The organism is Vibrio sp. R11-SG3-ISO9 (assembly GCF_059834255.1).
This window is the reverse complement of record NZ_JCBDGU010000043.1, coordinates 248331-267036: the sequence shown is the minus strand read 5'-3', so window position 1 is coordinate 267036 and position 18706 is coordinate 248331. Positions and strand designations below refer to the sequence as shown.

Genomic DNA, 18706 nt, shown 5'->3' with positions numbered 1-18706 from the left:
TAAAAATGCGCTTCCTGTTACCCTTTTTATGACCCGCCAACTTCCAATCAGTTCCAAGAAAATTTGTTCTTTTTTTCTGTTTTTCTAAAACACAGGCAATTCAGGGTGTTACCAAACTATTTTTGAAACTGGTACGACCAATGGGTGAAAATGTGATGTTGCTTACTTGTTAAATAAATGTTCTATGGGTATATTTCAAACAGTTGTTTAATACGAGTGATTGAAATGGCACCAAGAAGTTCGACCAAAGAGAAGATACTGGATGTAGCAGAGGGATTGTTTGCTGAGCATGGCTTTAACGACACTTCGTTACGTACCATAACAAGTAAAGCAAATGTGAACCTAGCTTCGGTAAATTACCACTTCGGCGATAAAAAGACCTTGGTTCGAGCAGTAATCAATCGTTACTTAGAAGCGTTCATGCCTGCACTTCAAGATGCACTAGTGAACCTTAATTTGAACGAAACGTATACGATGAGTGACGTGTTTGAATCTTTGAGATCGCCACTACGCTCGCTTAACGATGTGAGACCAGACGGCACAAGCCGCTTCATGTTGTTAATTGGACGTGGCTATACCGATGTGCAAGGTCACCTGCGTTGGTTCATTACTACACGTTACAGTGACGTTTTGGGGCTATTTACCAGCTCGGTAATGAAGGCCAATCCAGACCTCACTCAAGAACAGTTATTTTGGCGACTGCACTTTACCCTCGGGACATGTGTATTCACCATGGCGTCTAGCCAAGCACTGATGGAAATATCAGAAAATGATTATGGAAGAGAGGTTGATGCGAAAGCTGTCGTCGATATCTTGATTCCTTATTTAGCGGCAGGCATGTCAGCTAAAGAGTAAGAACAATAAGAAGCATAAATTCACACCAAAAAAATAGTGAACAAAAGGATCTGAACTATGAGCTCTCTAAGACAAAAATGGGTAAGCGACCCAGCCTTTAAACTCTTCAAAAAAGTCCTGCCGCCGCTTTCTAGCACTGAGAAAGAAGCGATGGAAGCCGGTAGTGTTTGGTGGGATGGAGAGCTTTTTTCTGGTAAGCCAGACTTCCAAAAACTGCATCAATATCCAAAACCGGAGCTGACAGCAGAAGAGAAGTCGTTCATGGACAACGAGCTTGAAACTCTTCTAGAGATGCTTGATGACCACAAGATCGTTAAAGAAGACCGTGACCTTCCAAAAGAAGTGTGGGATTTCTTACGAAAAGAGCGTTTCTTCTCACTGATCATCTCGAAAGAGTATGGTGGTCGAAACTTCTCGTCGCTTGCGAACTCAACAATCGTAACCAAGATCGCTACTCGCAGTATCAGTGCGGCTGTATCGGTAATGGTTCCAAACTCTCTTGGCCCGGGTGAGCTACTATCTCACTATGGTACTCAAGAGCAAAAAGATTACTGGCTACCTCGTCTAGCTGACGGTACAGATATCCCATGCTTCGCTCTAACAGGCCCTGAAGCCGGTTCTGATGCTGGCGGTATCCCAGATGTGGGTACTGTGTGCATGGGCATGCACGAAGGCAAAGAGACGTTAGGTATTCGTCTTAACTGGAACAAGCGTTATATCACGCTAGCGCCGGTTGCTACCGTACTTGGTCTTGCATTCAAACTGCACGATCCAGAAAAGCTTCTAGGCGACAAAGAAGATATCGGCATTACGTGTGCTCTTATCCCAGCTGATCACGAAGGTGTAGTGATTGGTGAGCGTCATGACCCACTTGGTCTTGCGTTCATGAACGGTCCTACACGTGGTCACGATGTGTTTATCCCAATGGAATGGCTAATCGGTGGTGCAGACTACGCAGGTAAAGGTTGGCGTATGCTGGTGGAATGTCTGTCTGCGGGCCGTGGTATCTCGCTACCGGCTCTAGGTACGGCAATGGGCCACCTAACAGCGCGTACAACCGGTGCATACGCATACGTTCGTAAGCAGTTTGGTATGTCGATTGGTAAATTTGAAGGTGTCGCAGAAAGCTTAGGTCGCATTGGTGGCTTAACTTATCTACTTGAAGCAACGCGTACACTGACCACGACGTCTCTCGACCTAAAAGAGAAACCGGGTATCGTAACCGCGATTGCCAAGTACCACATGACGGAAATGGCGCGTACCATTCTGAACGACTCAATGGATATCCACTCTGGTCGTGCAATCCAAGACGGTCCGATGAACTATCTGGCTGCACCGTACCTAGGTATTCCAGTGGCGATTACGGTGGAAGGGGCAAATATCCTGACACGTAACCTGATGATCTTCGGTCAAGGTGCAACGCGTTGTCACCCTTACGTACTGCGTGAGATGGAAGCAGCGGCTAACCCAGATGAGAAGCAAGGCGCGAAAGAGTTTGATGATCTGCTGTTCAAACACATCTCTCATGCAACTAAGAACACGTTTGGTGCTTTCGGCGCTGCACTAACAGGCTCTAAGTTCATCAAAGCGGATATGAGCGGTCCAACGAAACCATACTACCAAGACTTAACTCGCCTAAGTCGTGCTCTTGCAGTGAGTGCTGACTTTGCAATGCTAACCCTTGGTGGCGAACTGAAACGTAAAGAGCTGATCTCTGCGCGTCTAGGTGATGGTCTAAGTTACCTATACATGGCATCTGCAGCGCTTAAGAAGTATGAAGATGAAGGTCGTCAGCAAGCGGACCTAGATTACTTGCACTACGCAGTACAGCACTGTTTCCACCACACAGCTAAGTCACTACAGGAAGCGTACCGTAACTTCCCTAACAAGGTAGTGGGTAAGGTTCTGAAAGGGCTAATCTTCCCAGTGGGTAACCACTTCGAGAAGCCAAGCGATACGCTAACAGTGAAACTTGCTGAAAGTCTAATGACTCCAGGAGCGCACCGTGAGCGCCTAACGCACCTTTGCTACATTGGCCAAGACGAAGATGACAGCGTTGGTTTGATGGAGAACGCATTCATTGCGATGTACGATATCAAACCACTAGAGCGTAAGATCTTCAAAGCAGTGAAAGAAGGTAAGGTAGCACGCAAAGGTCTGTTGGCTGACCGACTAGAGGAAGCATTAGCTGCTGAAGTGTTAACACAAGCTGAAGTTGACCAAATCTTAGCAGCAGACAAACTGCGCTATGCTGCGATTCAAGTTGACCACTTTAGTCACGACTATAGTGAAACTTTGACGCGAAAAGAGCTGAAACCTAAGCTAAATAGCGTTGCTTGATAGAAATATCATCAAAAGGCACCTTTCGAGGTGCCTTTTTTGTATTTGTACGGCACACAACCAGAACTTTGCTAGAATTTTGAACAAATGTCTGCAAATACAACCCGAGTGCTCCAACCACTTGCATTTTAGCCACATTTTTGAAGAAATTAGATGCCATTTGTAGACGAAACTTTTATCCTAACAGGGATTTTTTAAGGAAGTTGAATATGATCATCAAACCTCGAATTCGCGGATTCATCTGTACTACAACACACCCAGTTGGTTGTGAAGCTAACGTAAAAGAACAAATCGCTTACACCAAAGCTCAAGGCCCAATTGCAAATGCACCAAAACGTGTACTTGTTGTGGGTTCTTCAAGTGGCTATGGCTTGTCTTCTCGTATCGCAGCTGCATTTGGTGGCGGCGCTTCAACTATCGGTGTTTTCTTCGAAAAAGCTGGTACTGAGAAAAAGCCGGGCACAGCTGGCTACTACAACTCAGCAGCATTCGACAAGCTAGCAAAAGAAGAAGGCCTATACTCGAAAAGCCTAAATGGCGATGCTTTCTCTAATGAAGCTAAGCAAAAGACAATCGACCTAATTAAAGAAGACCTAGGTCAAGTTGACATGGTGGTTTACTCGCTGGCTTCTCCAGTACGTAAAATGCCTGAGACTGGCGAAGTTGTTCGTTCTTCTCTTAAGCCTATCGGTGAGACTTACACTTCAACAGCAGTTGATACAAACAAAGATACGATCATTGAAGCAAGCGTAGAGCCTGCAACAGAAGAAGAGATCAAAGACACAGTAACCGTAATGGGCGGTGAAGACTGGGAACTTTGGATCAATGCTCTTTCTGAAGCTGGTGTTCTTGCTGACGGTTGTAAGACAGTTGCGTACAGCTACATCGGTACTGAGCTAACGTGGCCAATCTACTGGGATGGTGCGCTAGGTAAAGCGAAGATGGATCTAGACCGTGCTGCAGCGGCTCTTAACGAGAAACTAGGTCAAACTGGCGGTACTGCGAACGTTGCTGTTCTTAAGTCTGTAGTGACTCAAGCAAGTTCTGCAATTCCAGTAATGCCACTGTACATCGCAATGGTATTCAAGAAAATGCGTGAAGAAGGCGTACACGAAGGTTGTATGGAACAAATCTTCCGCATGTTCAGCCAACGTCTATACAAAGAAGACGGCAGCGCAGCAGAAGTGGATGAGAAGAACCGTCTACGTCTAGATGACTGGGAACTTCGTGAAGACATCCAAGAACACTGTCGTAACCTATGGCCACAAATCACGACTGAGAACCTAAAAGAACTGACTGACTACGTAGAGTACAAAGAAGAGTTCTTGAAACTATTCGGTTTCGGCGTTGAAGGCGTTGATTACGATGCGGACGTTAACCCAGCTGTTGAGTTTGATGTAGCAGACATCTAATCTAATTCGCTAGGTCTAAATGCTAAAAGGCGCTCATTGAGCGCCTTTTTTGATCTAGGGGCAGATTAAAAAGCAGATGAGAGATACGAGTTTCGAGATGCGAAGAGATTAAAAGCAGATGCGGGATGCGAGTGGCGGGATGCGAGAGGAGTTGAGAGCAGGAGCGAGGCTTGAACTGCTAAAAACTGGTCATAAAAAATGCACTAACTCTTGCGAATTAGTGCATTGAAAAATTCCGAACGAATCTAGTTGTTAGCTGATAATGATGATGAAAGTGCCGGCTAGGGTCATCAATATGTTGGCTATCGCGTACGTACCGGCATAGCCCAGAGCAGGGATAGTTGAGCGAGCGTGGTCGTTTACGATGTCCATCGCGGGTGCGCAGGTTCTCGCACCGATGATCGCACCAAATAGCAATGCGCGGTTCATTTTAAGAATGTAAGCGCCGACTAGGTACGCGAATATTACCGGCAACACACTTACTATCAACGCAATCCCTATTACTTGAGGGCCGACTTGAGTTAAGTGCTCAAATATCTTGCCACCCGCGCTGAGTCCAATACCAACCATGAAGAACATTAAACCTAGGTCTTTGACCATGTTCAGAGCCCCCTGAGGTACATAACCAAAGGTAGGGTGGTTTGCTCGTAAGAAGCCCAGCATAATGCCTGAAAGCAGTAGGCCAACCGCATTACCCAAACCAAACGAAACTTGGCCGAATGTCATGGTAATCAGACCGAACAGAATCCCCAGAATGAAGAAGCTACAGAAAGCCATTAAGTCTGCCATTTGGCTGTGAATCGAGATGAAACCGATTTTCTCAGCTAGGCCATGAACACGGCTCTTCTCACCACTGACTTGTAGAACGTCACCCTTGGCTAATACGATGTTCAAATCCATCGGCATTTCGATTTGAGCACGCACTACACGGTTCAAGAAACAGCCATATTCAGACAGGTTGAGGTCTGAAAGGCGTTTACCCGCGATACTGTCACTTTTTACGACGATCTCTTCTTCTACGATACGAAGGTCAAGAAGGTTACGGTCGAATACCTCTTTACCGTTTCTAAAGCTAGGATCAAGACGAGCATGGCTATCTGGGAAGCCCACTAGCGCGATCTCATCACCTTCTTGCAGAATTGCGTCACCATCTGGATGGGCAAGAATGCCGTTACGACGGATACGTTCAATATAACAACCCGTTTGACGGTAGATACCAAGCTCACGCAGGTTTTTGCCGTCTGTCCAGTCAATAAGCTCTTGTCCAACGCGGTATGCGCGAATGATTGGCAGGTAAACTTTACGCTGACCAGACGCACCTAAGCCACGCTCTTGTGCTATCTGCTCCGCAGAGTCATGCAGGTTGACCTTTTGCAGCTTTGGAATTAAACGCGCGAACATGATCATGCTGATCAAGCCGACTAAGTATGCCATCGCATAGCCAACCGAAAGGTTTTCGATAACTAGGCTTATGTCCATGTTGCGTGGCACTTCTGCGAGCCCAGAATTGAGGGCATCTTGTGCGCCTACAAGAATTGGCGTTGCCGTGAGTGCACCAGCCATCATACCCGCAGACAAACCAAACCCTAAATCCAAGTATTCACTACAGAAGTAGGTGAGAGCGATAGCGGTTGAGAGTACAACTAAGCTCAAGATGAGGTAGTGTTTGCCATCTCTGAAAAAGATACCAAAGAAGTTAGGTCCAGCCTCAATACCAACACAGTAGATAAACAGCATGAAGCCGATGGTTAGTGCTTCTGCGTTGAATGAGAAGCCAAGGTGACCCATTACTAATGAGGTGATTAAGACACCAATAGAGTTACCTAGTTGAAGATTTCCAAAGCGGATTTTACCAATGGCAAGGCCAATCGCTAATACGACAAAGATGAGAAGAATAGGGTTTTGCTCAAGCAAAAGTACAACGTCGATATTCACAGCAGTAGCTCAGTATAAGGCGTGAAACATAAGATAGTGTAGAGATGTGAATTGTATCTAATTATAGATAAATTATAAGCGCTAATTTGCTATTTCACTTGATTTTAACGTGATTCATTTTTGTTCTAGGTATTAAAAAAGCTCACGTGAATCACGTGAGCTTTAGAATAAGGTTTCTTCAATGATTTGATAGGCTTTGCGTCAGGCTTAACCTATTTTAATCAACGCTTTCGATTAATCGAAAAGACCTAGGTTTGCTTTTGCGTATGCTTCGAAGTCATCACAGCCACCGATGTGCTCTTGGTCTACGAAGATTTGAGGAACAGTCTCAACTGGCTTACCTACAGTTTTCTCTAGGTCAGCTTTGCTGATGCCTTCTGCGTGAATGTCAACATAACGGTAGTTGAAGTCATCGCGCTTAGCTTTAAGAGTCTCAGCGTGCTCTTTAGCACGAACACAGAATGGACAAGCAGGGCGACCAAAGATTACTACAAACATTTCATTTCTCCTAAATACGGGATGAGGCTCGTTAACCCAAATATGTTAACTATTCTTAAAGGGATACGACTCAAAATTCTTAAAACCAACTATGCCTCAATGCTATGGGGAAATAAAGATGGAATTGCCTGTTAATGCGATAGGTTTTACCTATCAGCTTAAATAATATTCACCCACACCTCCGCTTTCCTCTAATGCCCTCGCTAGACGCAAGGAGATAGGGTACAGAATGTGAATCAGCGCTAATAATCTGACTTTGAGGCGTTTTTAATGCGACAAGTTGCACCGAGTCAAAAAAAATCGATTCAGTTAAGGGCATCTTGTAGTTAGATAAATCATATAGCATTCAAATAAACAGATAACCGCATAGAAGTTTTAGCAAACCACAACAACAAAGAGTTCGTAGTATTGTTTGGTCATAGGCGCAGGAGGCACCATGTTTCAATTTATGACATCTACAAAGATCATCTTTGGTGAAGGAGCATTACCGTCTTCACTGTCTCAGTTTAATCAGTATGGCTACAGTGTGTTACTGGTGACTGGGAGTAACCTAGACAGAACCGCGATTGTTACCGAATATCTCGACGCACAGAGTATGCGTTATCAGCACATCGCCGTGTCGGGTGAGCCGAATATAACCATGGTTGAGGAGGCCGCCACTTCTGCACGCCGCTTTAAGCCCGATATGGTGATTGCCATGGGCGGTGGCAGTGCAATTGATATGGGGAAAGCGTTGGCGGCGATTTTGCCCAATCAGGGCAATGTGTATGACTATGTAGAAGTCGTTGGACGCAATGTGCCCTTGAAGACCAAGCCATTACCTTTTATTGCGATCCCAACCACGGCAAGTACGGGGGCTGAAGTCACCAAAAATGCGGTACTAAAGTCTGGACAAGATCAGGTCAAAATTAGTTTACGCAGTCCGGATATGCTTGCAGACGTGGCTATTGTCGACCCAACACTTACCTATGGTACTAGCTTGTATCTGTCTGGCCGCGGGGCAATGGATGCCTTTACTCACTTAATGGAAGCCTATGTTTGTGGCGATCCAAATCCACTCACTGATATGATTTGTGAAGAAGGGTTAAGAAAGTTGAGTGCGTCAGTGGTGAATGCGTGTGTAGAAGACCAACCTCAAGCTCGCGCTGATCTGGCGTTTGCGTCGATGCTAGGTGGCATGGCAATTACTAATGCTAAATTGGGAGCGGCACATGGCTTGGCATCGGCATTGGGGGGAAAGATACATGCTCCACACAGCATCATTACTGGTCGTTTAGCGCCGTTGGTGATGCTAGAGAATATTGAGGTCGCTAGAGAGCAGGGGCGCGACGATATCTTAGCTCGCTATCAACGTATTGCTGCAATCGTAACAGGCGATGAGAACGCAATTGAGGAGCAGTCAGTCAGTTGGCTTTCAGAGTTACTCGAGACGCTTGAAATACCGAGCCTCCTTCACTTCGGAGTATGTAAAACACCGTTTGAAGATGTTGCTGAGGATGCGATGAAGTCGGTAGCGATCAAGGGAAATCCCCTGCCACTTAATAAGGCACGACTGGTACACATCTTAGAGAAGGTTTGTCGCGACTGCAGTTGTGATTCTTCACAGCTACAGCATAAGAGCTACCGTGAAAGCGGAACGGAATCGAGCTTTACGATTATTAACTCTTACGCCTCGGAAAACAGCGTCGTCGAAAAGGGCAATAGCTGGACGATATAAAAACTAATAAGTTTGATAAAACAAAAACGGAGCCATGAGGCTCCGTTTTTTAATATGTCTAAAGACAGTTTAGAACTGAGAGTATTTCTCGTAGCGTGAATCACGCAGTGACTCTTTAACGCGTTTTAGGTTTTCGCGGAAACCAGTGCCACGACGAAGCGTGAAGCCTGTCGCTAGAACATCGATAACTGTCATTTGAACTACGCGACTTGCCATTGGCATGTAAACGTCAGTGTCCTCAGGCACGTCCAATGAAATAGACAGTGAGCTTGCCTTATCCAGTGGAGAGTCTTTAGCCGTGATGGCGATAACTGTTGCGCCATTTTCACGAGCTAGGTTCGCAATTTCAACTTGGCTCTTAGTACGGCCTGTGTGTGAAATCAGAACGATAACGTCGTTGTCGCTACAGTTAATGCAGCTCATACGTTGCATCACGATGTCTTCAAAACAGGTGATTGGGATATTGAAACGGATGAACTTGTTTTGAGCATCTCTTGCAACAGACGAAGACGCACCCAAACCAAAGAAAGAGATGCGCTTAGCTTGCGTTAGCAGGTCAACCGCACGGTTAACTTGCATTGAATCTAGGCTATTTTTAGCCACATCTAGACATGCCATTGTTGATTCGAAAATCTTATGCGTGTAGGCATCTGGGCCATCATCTTCTTCAACGTTACGGTTCACATAAGGTGTTCCGTTTGCCAAGCTCTGCGCTAGGTGCAATTTGAAGTCAGGAAAGCCTTTCGTATCTAAACGACGACAGAAGCGATTAACAGTAGGCTCACTCACATCGGCCATTTTTGCCAATGTAGCGATACTAGAATGAATAGCAGTTTGAGGGGAAGCCATAATGACTTCGGCGACTTTACGCTCAGACTTGCTGAAATTTTCCAGGTTTTTTTGTATTTTTTCTAATGTATTCATAGTGTTCACGAGGGTATAGAGAACAACTTGCTAGTTAATATCCGCTGACCAGGGGAGTGGCTGAAACAAATAGCAGTGAAGAGTTATCAAGCAAAAACAAGCCACAACGATAATGCTCTTTAGTACTGCCGTTTCAAATAGATATACTTTTAACTAGCACCATAGGATAAGTATAAACCTAACACACTATTTACTAATACAAAAACACGGGATGAATGCTTCAGAATATGACAAACCTCAACAAAATTTTAGAAAACTACAAAACTGGAAGAGGATCTGAGTAAAAAAAGTGCAAATAGGCGTGGAAATGACGTGTTAGTTACATCAAAAAGAAATAAATTTTCAATCTGATGCAACTAAATTTGAATAACTATGAGTGAATCTTACTGACTAGTGTTGTGATCTTACCCATTAGGTTCGGAGCTAGCTTCGCGATTTCGCGCTGTTCCTCTAACACTGAAGTTAGGATCTCATTACCCGTAAGCGGGTTGGCAAGAACTACACGGAACACGATGATGTGTTGGTGTGACCAAGCTTCAGGGTTAAGACGTGTACGAGACACAAAAGACTTACCCGTTTCACGCTGTTTCTTCTGAATGAACTTCGTCAGTTCGTTGAGCAGTTCGTTAAGTTCTGTACGGTCAGCGTCGTCAGCTTTTTCGAGAGCTAGTTTAACGCTTTCAGGCACATAACGGTAAGTCAGAAGGCACAATTCAGGCTCAGAAACGAGCTCGAAGTCACTTTGTTGTTTAATAAGGTCGGCAAAATAGCGTGCCTTATTAATACTTTGGTCGATCAGTAGCTCGTAACCTGGACGACTAATGATGTGCATGGCTGCGTACACGAGCATCGCCATACCAGATCGAGAGCCTTCTAAAGTATGGCTTCCTAGGTCTTTTGAACCTTTACGTAGAATGTACTGCGCGTGGTGTTCAATGGCCGTCATAGCGTCAGGCTTCTTGAATAACACCATACCCGCACCCATAGGGATGTAGAGCTGTTTATGCGCATCAATCGTCACTGAGTCTGCCAGTTCAATACCATCTAACAGATGACGATGGTTGTTCGACATAAGCGTTGCACCACCCCAAGCAGCATCTACGTGGAAGTGACACGCTTCTTCGGCACAAATTTCAGCCATTCTCTTCAGTGGGTCAATGTTGCCGGTTTCTGTTGTACCCGCAACACCGATTACTGCAAACGGCTTGATGTTTTTACTTTTTAGCTCAGTGATCTTACGCTTCAGATCTTCGGTACAAATCTTGTTGTCGTTATTAGTTTTAACCGACACAAGACCTTCTTGACCGATACCCAGTACGTCTGCGGCTTTTTTCAGAGAGTAGTGACCACGTTCAGAAACCAAAATCGCTAGGCCTTCATAGCCGTAGTGCTGCATAGCCTTAAACAGGCCTTCTTTCTCAACGCCCTTAAACTCGCCTTGTGCCTTAAGTGCATTGTTACGTGCAACCCAAAGTGCGGTGATATTAGCAATCGTCCCGCCGGAGCAGAAAGCGCCCAATGAATGGTTAGCACTGTGCATCCAGCGAGAGTAGAAGGTGTCGTCTTGCTGGTAGATAAGGCGGTGCAGCATCCCCAGCACTTGACGCTCAAGTGGTGTGAATGCTTTTGAAGTTTCGATTTTCACTAAGTTCTGATTGAGAGCAATCATGATCTTTGAAAGCGGCATTAAGAAGTACGGCAGAGCCGACGTCATATGACCAATAAAGCTTGGCGCTGATGTGTGAACTGAGTGAGAAACGAGTGAATCGAGTAGGTGCTCGGTATGTTCAGAAACAAACTCTGGCTGCTCTGGGATATGAGCATTAGAAAAGTCCTTCTCAATCTCACGGAGCGGCTTCTCTTCAGCCACGATGTGCTCTCGTAGAAATTGATTCAGGTTTTGTGACAGTTTGTCTTCGATTTGTGTAAGTGTTGAGTCTGGACCTTCTGGTACCGTGAAGATACGCAGTAGGCTGTCAAAGCTTACATCTGCTGTTTTTTGTTCCGTAACCATAGCAAGCGAGTTATTTTTCTAATATTGACGCGAGCGGGACAATCTAAACGAAAACGGGCACAAAGTCCCGTCTTAATTATGAAATCCCACTTCCCATAAACGTAACTTTCTAAAAGAAGTCACGTTTATGTCGCTATTTACACTGAGTATTTTCTACTTTAGCGATAGATTGGTTGTAACGCTGAAGGGCAGTATCGATCTGTTTCGGGTGGCTCAATAGCTCTGCAAATGCAGAACGTAGCTCGTAGTTTTGTGCGTGTGGCTTAGATTGACGATCATCGAAGGTTGTCTTTGCAATTTTGCCTAGCTCATCATCACGTTGTGATAGTGCTTTGATGTCATGTTGTTCCAGCTTCAGCCAACCTTCAACAGATCGCTCCGTAGCGACTTTGCTTGAATCGTTAACTAGGTAGTAGCGAACAGCAGCACGGTTTAATTCAAAGTGGTGCTTACGGCCTTCAAGGAACCACTGACTCACTTCTTTAAGCTCTGGGTATTGAGCTGAAGTTAGATCAGCAAGATCTGAGTACCAGTTTAGAGATGCGTCGATGTACGCATCGTATTTTTCAGCAAGACATTGTTGGTTTCCAGTTAAGCTCTCTGCTGCAAAAGAGAAAGTAGAAGTTGATGCTAGCAGTAGTGCGACACAAAGGCGTTTCATAGTGGTTCCTTTTTGGGTTTATTCTTTTTAGAACTAATTTTTATGTAGAACTATGTCTTCACAGATTACCGTGGTTAGTATTTGTTGAGCAACGACACTTAATGTCTTTTTATTTCGGTAACTGTTTCAGTATCTTGGGCAATTTCAGTGTATCGAGTACAGAGACACCGACGCATTCTAATGGAAAACAGGGCCCATTCCTGCGATCTAGTTAGCAAGAGATACAAAGAATAGCATCAATACCGGCACTAACAGGCTCAAAATGAAGCCGCTGACAATCGCAATAGGCACACAACGAACACCGCCGGTTGTCTGTATCACTGGAAGGGTGAAGTCCATCGCTGTCGCGCCCGCATATCCAATAGAAGTACAAGGGTAGCTTCGTATCAACATCGGAATCACGACCAGAGCGACCAATTCACGTAGCAACTCCAGCATAAAAGAGGCGCCGCCATAAACGGGACCAAAGGCGTCACCCATTAAAATTCCGGCTAGTGAATACCAACCAAAGCCAGATGACATTGCTAAAGCACGAAACAGTGGGATATCTAGTAGGTAGGCGGCAATCACACCGCCTAGCAAGGAGGTGACGATAATAGTGGCGGCAATCACCATACCATGTTTGTTCAAGAGAATTTGGCGCAGTGTTAGGCCACTGTTTCGAAGTTGAATACCGATGAAGAACAGCAGTGCGAACAGAATCCACTCACTGGCTGTATCCACCCAGCTCAAACCGATTGGCAGTAGCAGGCCAGCAATAAGACCGGTACCAACCACTAGAATCAATTTGGCAGATTCGAGTGCCATAGAAGAGAGTGGTAGTTTCTTCTGACTGCTGTCTGTTTGAAGTGGAAGGGCCTTATCAATTAAAGGCAACGCCAGTAGATTGCACGCGCTTAGGCAGACGAAAAATGTCGCTGTGTAGAGCAAAATCGTTTGTAGGTTGCTACCTAGGTTGTCGAGTGCGGCGAGGCTTAACCCCATTAAACCAAGAATGACGTATATCAGAGAAGAGGTAGCACGATTAATCGTATCCAGTGTCTTTTCATTAGAAATAGAAAATAGGTACCCCACCACAAGCGGGGCAAAAATGAAGATCATCCCTGTAAACATGATTCCCTCGATGCTGATTTAGCGGTCTATCGCCTTATAAACCGCTCGCATTGATAACGTCGTTAAGCTGTCCGTGGAACTCATTGTCATTTAAGTTGCTAAGTTGATAGAGAACTTCAGCTCCAGTGACGTTAAGTTCGACTTCGTGAGAGTCGATGTTTTCATCATTGTTTCTAAACATCAAGAGATGATTAGCAATTCGTGCAATATCGAGGTAAGAAACGTCTTTCTCACTGTTTATAGAGGACTTATTCGAGGAGACATCAATAAAATCACTATCAAATCCCCACTGTTTCAAGACCAATTGACTGGTAGCTGAACATTGGGTCTGGAAGATTTGCAAGGCGATGTCTTGGTCGAGGTAATTACCTCTCTCTAAGTAGTTGTGATACTCGCTAACTAAACAGAACAGACCGATATCAGCAAGTAAGCCGACTAATAGGGCTTTTTCTTGCTCTAGGTAGCTATATTCTTGCGGCTCGTACTCTTTAAACTGGTTTGTAACCAACACCATAGTTGCGCCAAGCTCTTTTGAAATCGACGCACTTTGTCTTAGCAACTGATTACAATCTTGGCTTAGATTGACGCTGTGTTTGAGTTGTTCAATCGCTTGTGCGGTCACAATGTCGCGAACGCGCAGAATCCCGAGACGAGAAACGGCAGTCATGATATCGACACAGGTGATGTTGCGGCGGTTGAACACTACGGAATTGGCAACACGAATCACTATGGCTGTTAACCCTGGATCCTCTAGCAAACATTTTGCTACATCGGCGATTCCTGTTGATTCGAGGGTACAAAGTTTCTGAATTTTCAAAACCACATCTGGGATGGGAGGTAAGTTAATTTTACCAGAGGCAATAGAGCTACTAACCAGTTGTGCGAACTCGGTTTCAAGTCCTTTGAGTAGAAGTGCTTTGTTCTCAGGAAGCCAATAGAAGGATAAATGATTCATATAGAGAGAGTAAATTGTAAGACGGTTCCAGTTTACAAGCCGCAATGCTGCCGTGCAATAGTACAAAAGCAAAAATCAGCTTTGGCTAAAAACAACTAAATTTGAACCGGGATAACACTAGGCGTCAAAATGAAAGCGCCAAATAATGGCGTAATGTGATACTAGTCATGAAATTTTGTGATAGTCAATTAATTGCTGTGAGCTAAGTCCAGACTTAATTTTCTTTTCGAAGTATGATTTATTTCAAAGGTGGAAAGCAACTCATAATATTCACCTATATTTAGAACATTTTATTTTCGCATACAAAAAGCTGCTTATCTGGTGATCGTACTAATCGGGGTAATTTGATTAAGGATCAATGGATATGACCGAGACAGCATTTATTAATTACGTAAGTAAGTTTGGTGAGCACCAAAAACGTTCAATGTTTGGAGGTACAGGCCTCTTTCAGAGCGATGCGATGTTTGCATTGATTAGCGAAGGTTGTTTATTTATTCGCGGTGGTGAGTCGTTAGATGAAAAATTGACGGATCTAGACTGTGAAAAATATCGCCACGTCAAAAAGCAGACAACAGCCACTGTAAATTACTACGACATTACCGATCTGTTTACGTGTGAGCACCCTGAGCTGGATAGTATTATTCGAACTTCTATCGATAATTCAGTTCAACAACGTAGTTTCAAGAAATCGACTGCTAGCCGCCGTTTGCGCGACCTACCTAACATGCAACTCACGTTGGAACGTATGGTTAAAAAGGCGGGCGTTGAAGATGTCTCTATGTTCATGCAGTTAGGCGCATCTGAAGTTTTCAGTAAGGTTCGTAAAACTTACGGCAACGATGTAGATCTAAAGCTACTTTGGAAATTTGCTGGTGCAATTGATGGTATTCACTGGAAACTGCTTCAAGAACCTCGCAAACAACAGCTATTGAAGAGCTGCCACTAGAATCCACCTATATGCTTAAGATTATTCAATACAAATAAAAACCGAGGACATAATCCTCGGTTTTTGTTTATCTATTCAATCGCTTACTTAACTACCCTTGTGGGGAGCCTCAAGTCTATTAGAACTTGAAGCGAGTAGTGAACATGATTTGATCGCCGTAGAAGTCGTTGATACGAGCTTCTGCACCTAGAGAGAATAGCTCTGTAGAGTGGAAACGAGCGTAAACAGAACCGATCCAATCATCGTTGTCATCGATAGATACGTAACCCGCTTTACCACCAACCTCAAGTTGTGGACCTAACCATTGACGAACACCTAGGTTCAGCTCCATACCCAGATCAGTAGAGCTAGAGTCTTCTGGCTGCACGATACGCATTAGCATTTCACCAGTAAGATCTGCCCAGTTGTTGATTGGAGAGTGGAAACCAAGACCAACGCCAGAATCAAAATCGCCTTCAAACTCAGAGTCGATACGTGCTACAGCGTGAGCATTTGGGTGGATTGACTTACTGAACGCGCCACCGAAAGTAACTGGGCTTGCGCCGATACGAGCTTCGAAGTAATCGTAGCTAAAGTTGCTCATTACTTGTGGTTGGTCATCGGCTGCAAATGCTTGGCTAGATGCCAGAAGCATAGCGGTAGTCAGTAGAATTTTACGCATAACGACAGTAAACCTTTATTAATGTTAATTCCCTGTGTCTGCACCCAGTGGCACAAACAATAAATATCGAGACATTCTAGTCTAACTTGTAGAAAAGTAATCCTTTTAAATGTCATTCATTTGTCATTTAGCTAAAAAGTAAGCAAATTGAGTGCCATTGTGCAACTTTGATTGCTAGATTTGCAGTCTACTCGCCAAAACTGGTGCGTTTATTCGCCATAGTTGTAAGAATTCTTTCGGTATCGAGGATCGCTGTCCATTGCAATAAATTGTCGTCTTCTTGAATCACATAGTCGGTCAGTTGTTGGGTAATGGTGGCTCTGAGTTCGTTACCACGCCAAGGTTTCGAGATGTAGAAGTCGAGCGCTGCGTTATTGATTGCCGTTACCGTGTCTTCCAAACCCGCTTGCCCAGTCAAAAGAAGTTTACGAGTGGGTTGAGTTGAAGGCTCTTGGTTCAACTCAATCAGAAAATCGATGCCGGTTTTGTCAGGCATGATGTGGTCGCAGAGTATCAGCGCCAATTTTACGCCGTCTTGTTGCATCTCTTTGATCACTTCTTTTGCCTCGTCGACTGACTCTGCGCCTTCAACCACAAAGTCGTCTTCAAATGGTGCAAGGTCTTGAAGGACACTATTGAGCACTTCTGGCTCGTCATCAACACATAGTATTAGGTACTTATTCATTTGAGGCTCCTTGTGAATCGAGAGGTAACCATACCTGCATTGAGGTATAGCTGCCCGGCTCTGAGTCAACAGTAATGAATCCGCTGTGCGCAGTCACAATTTGTTGGGAAATAGAAAGTCCAATTCCTAGACCGAAGTTTCCTTCCTTCTTGGTCGTGAAATTGGGGCTAAAAATGGTTTCAAGATTGGCGCTGTCGATACCATGTCCGTTGTCCTTTATTTCGACAACCCAGTAAGCTTGTTGGTCACGGTGTTTTTGAGACGTTGTAATCTCAATTGTGCCGCGCTCAGGTAGGGCATCCAATGCATTAGACAAGAGATTGGTCCAAACTTGCTGCAACGCCAATGGCTGGCAAAGCAGTCGAGGTAGGCTACTGTCGTAGTGTTTTTCTACGTTGTGAACCTTCAGCCTGTTTTCAAAAATTACCAGCGTATCTTCAAGTCCTTCATAAAGGTCAGCATGCAGTTTGGCCTCGTCGTCTTGCCTTGCGTAACCTTTAAGGCTTTTGACCATATCCGCAATTCGCTTGCTGCAAACATGGATCGAGCGAATAGAGTTTCCAACCAAATGGTAATGCTCTAAATCGTTGAGCAACTCTTTGGCTGCTGTAGGCGACTGTTGTAGTGTCTCAATCACCTGAGGCTGATCGGTTAGATTCAATTTCACCGCTTTCTTCGCCATTGCGCGATCACTAATTGTTGAAGAGAGGGCTTTGACTAAGTCTCTCTCTTGGGCGGTCGAAAGTGGTTTAGATTGCTTGGCTGTGTCGAGCACTTGAGTGGCCAATGATGAATTCGGTAGGGTTGAATTCAATAGAATTGAGTCAAGGTTATCAGCGAGTGTTTCGATACTACGTAGTATTGCAGCTATAGGGTTATTCAACTCATGAGCAACACCTGCTACTAGCTGACCAAGCATCGCCATCTTCTCTTTCTCAATCAGTTGCTGGTGGGCAGACTCAAGTGACTCCAGTGTCTCTTGCAGGCGAAGCTTAGTGGTAATGCTCCTTTGCAGGCGGCGGTTGAAGTGTCGCAGCAGTAGATTGGTGAACAGTGGTAACAAGGTACTGTTCGAATGCATCACTTGCGAGAAAACATCTCGGTCAAGCTTGATAACATGCGTTGGCGTTAGCGTAATCGCGGTAGAAAAAGAGGGCTCACCAGTCACAAAAGACATACCGCCTACAATGTTCCCTTTGGTGTGTCTTACTACTTCACGTTGCTGACCTAGCTCATCTTTTTTATATAGAGCAACTTCACCCTCAGTGATAAACCACAAGAAACGGTTGTCTTCTCCCTCCTTGGTCAACAAGTGATCAGAAGAGTAGGCGCGAATAGCCTTGGTTTTATCATCTTGAGAGAAGAAATCTTGCAGCGCGTTAACGACCTTCTCAGCCAAAGCGGTATCGGAGAGCTGATGGAAGTCGTGAATAAAGCCGGACTGGAATGAACGTATTTTCTGTTCGATGTGAGCACGCAAAATTCGCTGCTGATCTAGCACTTGGCTATAAGTGAGTAGGTCGTCTGCCGCGTATTTGATGATAAAAGACGTGAGCTCCTTTTGGGCAGACTTGAACAGCACTTGGTCTGGAACGGGTTTGGTCAAACAGTGATTCAAGCGTCCTTCATTGACAGCCGTTAAGATAATTTGGATATCTGACGATGCGCTAACCAAAATCGTACGCGCCGTATTAGTATGAGGCAGTTGCTCGAGCTCGATAAGGAACTGAACGCCATCGAACTGAGAGTGATGATGGGTAATCACCAAAGCGACGGTTTGGTGGTTGTCGTGAATGTCTTTTAAAGCCTGATGAGCTTCGTCAAGATCTTCGGCCGTGTAGATATCGAACGTCGCGGAAAGTGGCGCGAGCTCAATCCTGATTCGCTCAATGCTAATTGGATTATTATCTAAACAAATAACAGCGTATTGATTCACGTTTTTCCCTCTATAACTTCCCTAGCCATAGAGTACCAATATGCGTCAGTAAAG

15 protein-coding genes are annotated in these 18706 nt (G+C 44.8%); 5 read left to right on the top strand and 10 right to left on the bottom strand.

Going from position 1 to position 18706, the window contains the following annotated elements:
* Positions 1-225 precede the first annotated feature (225 nt).
* From psrA to fabV, 3 genes are all read left to right on the top strand, one after another.
* Positions 226-855, top strand: a complete 630-nt coding sequence (gene psrA, locus AC6R05_RS14785; RefSeq protein ID WP_032548700.1) for a TetR family transcriptional repressor PsrA — start codon at positions 226-228, stop codon at positions 853-855.
* A gap of 57 nt (positions 856-912) precedes the next feature.
* On the top strand, positions 913-3195 hold the full coding sequence (locus AC6R05_RS14780) for an acyl-CoA dehydrogenase (protein WP_500647834.1): 2283 nt from the start codon (positions 913-915) through the stop codon (positions 3193-3195).
* A 209-nt stretch (positions 3196-3404) separates the two neighbouring features.
* A complete protein-coding gene (fabV, locus tag AC6R05_RS14775; protein WP_032548703.1) occupies positions 3405-4607 on the top strand; it encodes an enoyl-ACP reductase FabV in 1203 nt (400 codons plus the stop codon).
* Between the two features lie 252 nt (positions 4608-4859).
* On the opposite strand, the gene AC6R05_RS14770 is transcribed toward fabV, so the two are convergent.
* Together AC6R05_RS14770 and AC6R05_RS14765 are read right to left on the bottom strand one after the other, a co-directional pair.
* A complete protein-coding gene (locus AC6R05_RS14770) occupies positions 4860-6542 on the bottom strand; it encodes an aspartate:alanine antiporter (RefSeq protein WP_500647833.1) in 1683 nt (560 codons plus the stop codon).
* Positions 6543-6776: 234 nt separating this feature from the next.
* A complete protein-coding gene (locus AC6R05_RS14765; RefSeq protein WP_032548707.1) occupies positions 6777-7040 on the bottom strand; it encodes a GrxA family glutaredoxin in 264 nt (87 codons plus the stop codon).
* A gap of 436 nt (positions 7041-7476) precedes the next feature.
* Between AC6R05_RS14765 and AC6R05_RS14760 the strand changes: the two genes are divergently transcribed.
* Positions 7477-8757, top strand: a complete 1281-nt coding sequence (locus AC6R05_RS14760) for an iron-containing alcohol dehydrogenase (protein WP_500647832.1) — start codon at positions 7477-7479, stop codon at positions 8755-8757.
* Positions 8758-8826: 69 nt separating this feature from the next.
* Here AC6R05_RS14760 and AC6R05_RS14755 read toward each other — a convergent pair whose 3' ends face one another.
* The 5 genes from AC6R05_RS14755 to AC6R05_RS14735 form a co-directional block, all read right to left on the bottom strand.
* On the bottom strand, positions 8827-9681 hold the full coding sequence (locus tag AC6R05_RS14755) for a MurR/RpiR family transcriptional regulator (protein ID WP_032548710.1): 855 nt from the start codon (positions 9679-9681) through the stop codon (positions 8827-8829).
* Positions 9682-10051: 370 nt separating this feature from the next.
* Positions 10052-11695, bottom strand: a complete 1644-nt coding sequence (gene panP / locus AC6R05_RS14750; protein WP_500647831.1) for a pyridoxal-dependent aspartate 1-decarboxylase PanP — start codon at positions 11693-11695, stop codon at positions 10052-10054.
* A gap of 133 nt (positions 11696-11828) precedes the next feature.
* Entirely contained in the window at positions 11829-12356 is a 528-nt protein-coding gene (locus AC6R05_RS14745) for a hypothetical protein (RefSeq protein WP_032548712.1), read from the bottom strand.
* Between the two features lie 207 nt (positions 12357-12563).
* Positions 12564-13469 (bottom strand): LysO family transporter, encoded by a 906-nt coding sequence (locus tag AC6R05_RS14740; protein ID WP_500647830.1) that lies wholly within the window; start codon positions 13467-13469, stop codon positions 12564-12566.
* Between the two features lie 34 nt (positions 13470-13503).
* Positions 13504-14424, bottom strand: a complete 921-nt coding sequence (locus AC6R05_RS14735) for an HDOD domain-containing protein (protein ID WP_150868836.1) — start codon at positions 14422-14424, stop codon at positions 13504-13506.
* Positions 14425-14788: 364 nt separating this feature from the next.
* Here AC6R05_RS14735 and AC6R05_RS14730 point away from each other — a divergent pair, with 364 nt between their 5' ends.
* Positions 14789-15370, top strand: a complete 582-nt coding sequence (locus AC6R05_RS14730; protein ID WP_150868835.1) for a TfoX/Sxy family DNA transformation protein — start codon at positions 14789-14791, stop codon at positions 15368-15370.
* 118 nt (positions 15371-15488) lie between these two features.
* Here AC6R05_RS14730 and AC6R05_RS14725 read toward each other — a convergent pair whose 3' ends face one another.
* The 3 genes from AC6R05_RS14725 to AC6R05_RS14715 all read right to left on the bottom strand — a co-directional run bounded on the left by AC6R05_RS14725 (position 15489) and on the right by AC6R05_RS14715 (position 18652).
* Positions 15489-16031, bottom strand: a complete 543-nt coding sequence (locus AC6R05_RS14725; protein WP_032548717.1) for a hypothetical protein — start codon at positions 16029-16031, stop codon at positions 15489-15491.
* Between the two features lie 187 nt (positions 16032-16218).
* A complete protein-coding gene (locus AC6R05_RS14720; RefSeq protein ID WP_285467226.1) occupies positions 16219-16716 on the bottom strand; it encodes a response regulator in 498 nt (165 codons plus the stop codon).
* A complete protein-coding gene (locus AC6R05_RS14715; RefSeq protein WP_500647829.1) occupies positions 16709-18652 on the bottom strand; it encodes an ATP-binding protein in 1944 nt (647 codons plus the stop codon). The genes AC6R05_RS14720 and AC6R05_RS14715 overlap by 8 nt, the downstream gene beginning before the upstream one ends.
* Positions 18653-18706: the final 54 nt, after the last annotated feature.

Coding starts and splice junctions, on each gene's coding strand:
- fabV (WP_032548703.1), top strand. CDS start 3,405: ATGATCATCAAACCTCGAATTCGCGGATTCATCTGTACTACAACACAC.
- panP (WP_500647831.1), bottom strand. CDS start 11,695: ATGGTTACGGAACAAAAAACAGCAGATGTAAGCTTTGACAGCCTACTG.
- AC6R05_RS14745 (WP_032548712.1), bottom strand. CDS start 12,356: ATGAAACGCCTTTGTGTCGCACTACTGCTAGCATCAACTTCTACTTTC.
- AC6R05_RS14740 (WP_500647830.1), bottom strand. CDS start 13,469: ATGTTTACAGGGATGATCTTCATTTTTGCCCCGCTTGTGGTGGGGTAC.
- AC6R05_RS14755 (WP_032548710.1), bottom strand. CDS start 9,681: ATGAATACATTAGAAAAAATACAAAAAAACCTGGAAAATTTCAGCAAG.
- AC6R05_RS14765 (WP_032548707.1), bottom strand. CDS start 7,040: ATGTTTGTAGTAATCTTTGGTCGCCCTGCTTGTCCATTCTGTGTTCGT.
- AC6R05_RS14730 (WP_150868835.1), top strand. CDS start 14,789: ATGACCGAGACAGCATTTATTAATTACGTAAGTAAGTTTGGTGAGCAC.
- AC6R05_RS14725 (WP_032548717.1), bottom strand. CDS start 16,031: ATGCGTAAAATTCTACTGACTACCGCTATGCTTCTGGCATCTAGCCAA.
- AC6R05_RS14780 (WP_500647834.1), top strand. CDS start 913: ATGAGCTCTCTAAGACAAAAATGGGTAAGCGACCCAGCCTTTAAACTC.
- AC6R05_RS14720 (WP_285467226.1), bottom strand. CDS start 16,716: ATGAATAAGTACCTAATACTATGTGTTGATGACGAGCCAGAAGTGCTC.
- psrA (WP_032548700.1), top strand. CDS start 226: ATGGCACCAAGAAGTTCGACCAAAGAGAAGATACTGGATGTAGCAGAG.
- AC6R05_RS14735 (WP_150868836.1), bottom strand. CDS start 14,424: ATGAATCATTTATCCTTCTATTGGCTTCCTGAGAACAAAGCACTTCTA.
- AC6R05_RS14760 (WP_500647832.1), top strand. CDS start 7,477: ATGTTTCAATTTATGACATCTACAAAGATCATCTTTGGTGAAGGAGCA.